We start from the raw sequence: 6,477 nt of genomic DNA on the forward strand, positions 1-6,477 counted from the left end.
CCCGCCCAGCCGCGCTGCCCGCCCAGCCGCGCCGCCCGGCCGCGCCCGCCGATCCGCCCGGCCGCCACCTGGCCGGGCCGCTGCCCGCCGCCGGACACCGCCCGCCGGCCGTGCCCGCCGCGCAGCCGCGCCCGCCGCCCGACCCGCCGGACCGCTCGCTCGCCGCCCGACCTGCCCGCCGTCCTCGGATCGGCCCGGCGGTGGTTCGATCGCATGCCGCATGCCGCATGCCGCATGCCGCATGCCGGCCAGCGGTCGGCTCGGTGCGTGGCTCGTCAGGCGTTGAACAGGCCGCCGGCCGCGTCGTGGTGGGACCCGTGGTGCGGCTGGCCGAACGCGCCGCCCGCCGGGTTGCCCAGCGGCGTGCCGCCCAGGTCGAGCGGGGGCGCGCCGAAGATCCCGGTGTCGGCCTGGAACCCCGCCTTCGCCTCCGCCCCGGTCACGTTGATCGTGACCGGGCCGTTGACGACCCCGGCCTGCACCACGTTCGTGGCCGGCCCGTTCACCTCGTTCTCGACCCGCTCGACCTTGTCGCCCATCTCCCCATGGTCGCCCCGGCGTCAATCCTGGAGTCGCGCGTTGAGCGCCCGCAGCACCGGATCGCCCGCGACCGGCTTGTCCAGCGCCCGCAACACCTCCTCCAGCACGTTGGCCGTGTCACCGACGATCTGCAACGGCGTGCTCTCGGTCACCAGACCGGCCGCCCGCCGGGCCTCCGCCTCCGCGTTGACCGGGTCGCCCGACTGGAGCAGGAACCGCGCGCCCCGCTGCGCCAGGAACGACTGCCAGTCGACGTCGCCCAACTGCGCCGCGAGCTCCTCGGCCACCCCGTTGCGCTCCAACGCTTCCGCGTGCCGGCCGGCCTGGAAGTGCAGGAACGCCCGGATCGCCGCGATCCGCGCCGACAGGTGTGTCCGGTGCTCCTCGTTGTCCATCGCGGGCAGCAGCCGCTCCGCCGCGTCCAGTGCCGCACCGCACTGGTCGCGTTCGTCGTCGGGCAGCGCTGCAGCGGACTCCACCCACGACCCGGCCGCCTCCGCCGGGTCGGGCACCCGCTCCCACTGCCGGGCCGCGTCGGCGTAGGCCGCCGCGCCCGCCGACGCCCGGTCCAGCCGCCGCAGCACCCCGCCCAGCAGGTCGTAGGCGAGCGCCCGCCGCCACGGCTCCTCGTCGGGGATCAGCGGCAGCGCGGTCTCCAGGTGTGTTCGCGCCGCCTCGTTCTCGTCCAGCCGCGAGCACGCCTGCGCCAACCGGTACCGCACCGGCACCTCGATGTCGTCGCGCACGTCGTGGCTCTCGATGACCCGGACCGCTTCCTCCAGCGCCTCGGCGGCCTCCACGAACCGCCCGGTCTTGAGGTAGCCGCCGGCCAGCGTGTAGCAGGCGTGCGCGACGTCCTCGGGCACGCCCAGCTCGTGCGCCGCGGAGATCGCCTCCCGCAGTTGCTCGAACTGCCGGTCCTCGACCTCCAGCCGGTCGATCGACGCCACCCGCTGCCGGTGCGCCTCCGCCGTCCACGGACCGCGCGGTGTGCTGAACGCGGCCACGAACTCCTCCGCCGTCTCCAGCGCTGCGGGCAGCCCCAGCACCGTCTCGATCTTCAGCCGCAGCCGCAGCGCGTCGAACCGCACGCCCGGTGTCGGCGCACCGGCCAGCACGTCGGCGACCACCGCGGACGCCTCGTCCAGCTCGCCGATCGACGCCAGGTGCTGGGCCACGTCGCACCGCACCCGCGACACCAGCTCCGGCACGTCCGCCTCGGCCAGCGCCAGCGCCTCCCGCACCAGCTCGCCGCGCTCGTCGGTCGCCTCCAGCTCGCCCAGCAGGTCGACCACCACGAGCCGGGTCAGCACCCGGGTGTACGGGGTGCCCGCGCGGTCCGCCTCCGCCACGCACTCCCGCGCCTCCGCCAGCGCCGCGTCCAGCCCCACCCGCTCGGCCCGCATCGCCGTGCCCCGGCTGCGGTACCGGTTCGCGAAGTCGTGCTCACCGGCCGCGGTGAGCCGGGCGACCGCCGCGTCCAGCTCGTCGAGGGCGGTCGCGTGCTCCTCGTGCAGCGGGCTCTGCCGCGCGGCCAGCGCCCGCCGTGCCGCGACCCGCGCTGCGAGGCCCTCCGGCAGCAGCGGGTCGAGGTCGCGCGGCAGGGACCGCAGCAGCCGCATGCCGGTGATGAAGTCGCCGTGGTCGAACGCGTGGTTCATGTCCTGGGCCAGCTCGACCGGGTCGGCGACCGGCGTCGGCTCCTCCTCGGGCTCCGGCGTGACCTCCGTGCGCAGCGGCACCGCCAGCGGCACGTGCGGTGTGTCGGCCGACGCGAGCTTCTCGCGGATGCGGCGGCTCACCGCGTCCGTCCCGTTGCGCCGGTCGAACCGCTCCGCGATCTCCAGGGCCTTGGCCTCCAGCAGCTCCCGCAGCCGAGGCGCGCTGTAGACCTCCATCTGCCCGTCGTGCGGCACGACGAAGTCCTGCGGCTTGTCCACGCGGCTGAGCAGCACCGCCGCGCCCGCCGCGAAGTGCATCTCCTGCGACGGCGACGGCGAGTGGTGGACCCGGTGCAATTGCCGGTGCAGCAGGTCGATCCCGCGCTGCACGTTGCCCGACGTCGCGCAGAACACCAGGTGGTCGTCCACGTAGCCGCCGTACTGGTCGTCGCGGACCAGCCGGTGCGCCACCACGTGCGCCTGCCGCGCCCGGTCCAGGTCGCCCAGCTCGACGAACGCCGGGGTCAACGTGGTCAGGATGCCCTGCGGCTGGCTGGCGCAGCCGGTGTCCTTCTCCAACTGGTGCTCGGCGTGCGCGACCGCCTCCGCGGACCGGCCCTGCCGGATCAGGTGCCCGGCCTGGTCCTCGATGACGCACGCCTCGCAGTCGCTCATCGGTCCCCGGTCCATGGCCAGGTACCGCGCGAAGTGCTCGCGGTAGCCCTCCTCGTTGCCGATGTGCTCGGCGAGCTGGGCCTGCGCCCCGTACACCGGCTGCATCGAGTACCCGTGCCGCTGGTACCGCTCGCCCAGCTGGGTGATCACCGACCAAACCTGGTCCAGGGTGAACCGGGGGTCGGCGAGCAGCCCGCTGACGATCCACTTGTGCGCCCAGTCGAAGGTGTGCGTCTCCCACTCGTCGAACGCCGTGGGGTCGCGCTTCTCCGCCGCGCCGCACCACGCGAACGGGGCCAGCATCAGGTCGTAGCGGCCCAGGTCGTGGGCCGACCGGATGAGCGCGATCCGGCAGCTCACGCCGAGCGGCAGGTGGTCGACGGCGTCCGCGGTGCGCGCGGCGCGCTCCAGCGCCTCGTGCCGCGCCATGCCCTCGGGCATGTGGTACGCCTCGACGAACTGCTGTTCGGCGGCGGTCTTGTCCTCGCTCACGATTGCCCTCCGACAGCGCGGTCCAGCAGTTCCAGGAAAGAGCGGTTGAGCGCGGCCGTGTCCTTGGGACGCATCGGCCGGCGCGCTTGCAGCAGCGCGTGCACGTACAGGGACTCGACGGTCAGCTCCACCAGCGCCGAGTCGTTCAGGCCCGCCAGCCGCCGCACCAGCGGGTTGCGCACGTTGAGCACCAGCCGCTGGGCCGCGTCGGACTGCTCCGACACCAGGCTGCCCAGCAGCTCCGCCCACAGCGGGTCGGCCTGCTCGCCGACCTGCTCGACGTCGCGCCTGCGCTCGCCCTCCACGTTGGTGACCAGCAGGGCGGGCAGCGACGCCGGGTCGAAGTCGCGCGGCACGGCCTCGCAGTCGTGCCGCTCCAGCACCTCCTTGGCCAGCGCCAACCGGTCGCGCAGCGCCCGTTCCAGCTCCGGCTCCGGGTCGCCGAGCGCGGCCAGCACCTCGGTCGGCGCGACCCGCCGCGCCGCGGTGGGACCGTCCAGCGCCACCAGCCGGTCCATGATCTCCACGTCGTAGGCGTAGCCCGCGTTGAGCAGGCCCATGCCCTGCGCGTGGGCCACCGGCGCGAGCTGGCGGAACTCGTCCACGTCCGGCACGTACGCGATCGAGCCGTGCTTGCGCTTAAACTGGCGCAGCGACTGCCCGCCGTCGGTGGTCTCGAACGGCAGCCACCGCTCCACCAGCCGCAGCATGTCGTCGTCGACCCGGGCCAGCGACTTGATGCCCAGGTGGTGCGCGTCGAGCAGCGCCGAGGTGCGGTCCGGGTCGGTCGCGTCCAGCCGCACCAGCCAGTCGCGGACCTGCCGGCCCAACTCCTCGCGGACCGCGAGCAGCGTCTCGTCCTGGTACAGCGCCTCGCGGCTGGCGGTCGGCCGCAGCGACGACGAGTCGACCACGCAGCGCACGAAGTACGCCCACTCCGGCAGCAGACCCTCGATGGCGTCGCCGACCAGCATCCGCTTCAGGTACACGCGGTGGGACTGGCGCGCGCCGGGGTGCACGCCGCCGGGCAGCACGTACGCCACACCGGTCAGGCCCACGGTCGGCACCTCGACCGGGATCGCGTCGAACGGCCGCAGGCCCAGCACCTTCGCGCCGTACTCCAGCGGCTCGTCCAGCCACGGCAGCCGCTCCGCGGTCAGCACCTCGCCGCCGACGCTCACCTTCACCGGCAGCAGCTCGCCGTACTCCGTGACCAGCGCCTTGACCACGTCGTGCTCCAGCCAGTGCTCCGAGTCCCGGTTGGGCACCAGCTCGATCGTGGTCCCGATCTCGGCACGTGCTGTGTCGTCGACCTCCACCTCGTAGTTCCCCGCAGCGTCGGCTGTCCACCGCACCGCGGGGCCGCCCTTGGCCGACCGCGACACCAGCCGGATGCGCTCGGCGACCAGGAACGCGGACAGCAGGCCCACGCCGAACTGGCCGAGGAAGCCCTGGCGGGCGAACCCCAGCTCGTCGCGCTTGGACGTGCGGCCCAGTGTCGAGAGCAGGTCGTGGACCTCGCGCTCGGTCAGGCCGATGCCGGTGTCGGAGATGCGGAGGGTGCCGCCCTGGCCGGAGTCGATCGGCTCGATCACCACCTCGCCCGGCGCGCCCGGCTGGAGCGCGCGGCGGGCGGTGATCGCGTCCACCGCGTTCTGCAGCAGTTCTCGCGCGTACACGCGGGGACTGCTGTACAGGTGGTGGCTGAGCAGGTCGATGATCCCGCGCAGGTCGACACCGAAGGTGTGTGCCATGGGAGTGGAATCCACCTCGGGTCAGGTCACGTAGGACGGTCGATTCTAGGTGCGCCACGGTGGCGGCGGACCCGGTTTTCGGCGCTTCGCCCGCCGGGCCGGCGGCTCACTCGAAGATCAGTGTGCCCGAGGGGTACGACAATTCCGCGCGGCCGACCCGCCGGGGTAACGGCGCAGTCACGGCCGCGGTGGATCCGGCCCCACCCCGATCACCTAGGATCGACCCGCCGCTCCGTGCCCTTCGCGGGGTGGTTTCCACACGCGGTACGCGACGGGAGCTGTCCACCAACCATGTCCGGAGCCAACGACCCGTACGACCCCAAGCAGGTCGCGGCGCTCTCACCGGAGGCGCTCGAGACGGCGGTGGCGCAAGCGCGGGAGGCGTTCGCGAAGGCGGCCGACCTCGACGAGCTGGCCGCCGTGAAGCCGAGCCACCTGGGTGACCGCTCGCCCGTCCTGCTGGCCAGGCGGGAGATCGGCGCGCTGCCGCCGGCCGCCAAGGCCGACGCGGGCAAGCGGGTGAACGAGGCGCAGAACGCGGTGAAGCACGCGTTCGAGGAGCGCCGCGCCGTGCTCCAGGCCGAGCGCGACGAGCGGGTCCTGCGCGAGGAGTCGGTCGACGTCACGCTGCCGTGGGACCGAGTCCCGCGCGGCGCGCGCCACCCCATCAGCACCCTCGCCGAACGCATCGCCGACGTGTTCGTCGCGATGGGCTACGAGGTCGCCGAAGGTCCCGAGCTGGAGACCGAGTGGTTCAACTTCGACGCGTTGAACTTCGGCAAGGACCACCCGGCCCGCACCATGCAGGACACCTTCTACGTGGCGCCCGAGGGCTCCGGCCTGGTGCTGCGCACGCACACCAGCCCGGTGCAGGCCCGCACGCTGCTGGAGCGCGAGCTGCCGGTGTACGTGGTGTGCCCGGGGCGCACCTTCCGCACCGACGAGCTGGACGCCACCCACACGCCGGTGTTCCACCAGGTCGAGGGCCTGGCCGTGGACAAGGGCCTGACCATGGCGCACCTGAAGGGCACGCTCGACGCGTTCGCCCGCGCGATGTTCGGCGAGGACTCCAAGACCCGCCTGCGGCCCAGCTTCTTCCCCTTCACCGAGCCGTCCGCCGAGGTGGACGTGTGGTTCCCGGAGAAGAAGGGCGGCGCCGGCTGGGTCGAGTGGGGCGGCTGCGGCATGGTCAACCCGAACGTGCTGCGCAACTGCGGCGTCGACCCGGACGTGTACTCCGGGTTCGCGTTCGGCATGGGCCTGGAGCGCACGCTGCAGTTCCGCAACGGCCTGCCCGACATGCGCGACATGGTCGAAGGCGATGTCCGCTTCACCCAGCCATTCGGAACGGAGGC

The 6,477-nt window shown here is 73.5% G+C and carries 4 protein-coding genes; 1 reads left to right on the plus strand and 3 read right to left on the minus strand.

Annotation, left to right across the window (positions count from 1 at the left end; genetic code table 11):
- Positions 1-275: 275 nt before the first annotated feature.
- Genes RIN75_RS33710 through RIN75_RS33720 form a run of 3 tightly spaced genes read right to left on the minus strand, consistent with a single transcriptional unit; the run spans position 276 to position 5,122 of the window.
- Complete coding sequence (locus RIN75_RS33710; RefSeq protein ID WP_309116122.1) at positions 276-539, minus strand: hypothetical protein; 264 nt, start codon at positions 537-539, stop codon at positions 276-278.
- Positions 540-560: 21 nt separating this feature from the next.
- Positions 561-3,368 (minus strand): hypothetical protein, encoded by a 2,808-nt coding sequence (locus RIN75_RS33715; protein ID WP_309116123.1) that lies wholly within the window; start codon positions 3,366-3,368, stop codon positions 561-563.
- Positions 3,365-5,122 (minus strand): HSP90 family protein, encoded by a 1,758-nt coding sequence (locus RIN75_RS33720; protein WP_309116124.1) that lies wholly within the window; start codon positions 5,120-5,122, stop codon positions 3,365-3,367. Before RIN75_RS33720 ends, RIN75_RS33715 begins: the two co-directional genes overlap by 4 nt.
- Positions 5,123-5,413: 291 nt before the next feature.
- Between RIN75_RS33720 and pheS the strand changes: the two genes are divergently transcribed.
- On the plus strand, positions 5,414-6,477 hold a 1,064-nt coding region (pheS, locus tag RIN75_RS33725; protein WP_309116125.1), incomplete at its 3' end, for a phenylalanine--tRNA ligase subunit alpha.

The organism is Saccharothrix sp. (assembly GCF_031180885.1).
Lineage (GTDB): Bacteria > Actinomycetota > Actinomycetes > Mycobacteriales > Pseudonocardiaceae > Actinosynnema.

Excerpts from the sequence above, each read along its gene's own strand:
- RIN75_RS33710 (WP_309116122.1), bottom strand. The coding sequence starts at position 539 with ATGGGCGACAAGGTCGAGCGGGTCGAGAACGAGGTGAACGGGCCGGCC.
- RIN75_RS33720 (WP_309116124.1), bottom strand. The coding sequence starts at position 5,122 with ATGGCACACACCTTCGGTGTCGACCTGCGCGGGATCATCGACCTGCTC.